Genomic DNA, 516 nt, shown 5'->3' with positions numbered 1-516 from the left:
CCCACCGCATGACCGTTGGCGCACGACCACTACACCACTCCACGGGACACGACCCCGCCGCACAGTGCGACGATCCGGTCCGCGTCCTCGGGAGCCACCGTGACGCGCGAGTCATTGGGCAGCGCCCGGCTCAGTACCTCGCTCATCAGCTTGCGACCGGATGCCGGCATCAACTCCCGCAACGTCAGCGTCAGTGCGTCCAGGTCCGCGAGGACATGTCGCGAGGACAGCAGAGTGGCAGTGCTCTCGTCACCCGGTAGAAGATGATGGATCTTCTCCCCAGCCGGCACGTCGTCCAGGACGACGAGCATCCGTTGCCCGTCCTTGGCCCGTTCAGCGAGCACCGTACGGTAGACGGCAGCGCGTTCCTCGATCCTCGTGGGGATGTGGTCGGGGGGAACCCCGAGTGCTCGCAGCAAGGTGGCGAGGGCCCGCTTCGGCGATACCTTGTGCACTGGGTCGTATCCGTGCAGATCGACGAACAACACCCCGCCCGGGAACCAGCCGTCCTCCTGT

General features: G+C 66.3%; 1 pseudogene. It reads right to left on the bottom strand.

The features are described 5' to 3' along the window. Positions 1–29: 29 nt before the first annotated feature. Positions 30–516 (bottom strand): annotated as a pseudogene (locus ABD323_RS45480) (regulator); the annotation flags it as partial.

This window comes from Kitasatospora nipponensis (genome assembly GCF_039528135.1).
Classification (GTDB): domain Bacteria; phylum Actinomycetota; class Actinomycetes; order Streptomycetales; family Streptomycetaceae; genus Kitasatospora; species Kitasatospora nipponensis.
This window is presented reverse-complemented; position numbering and strand designations above follow the sequence as displayed.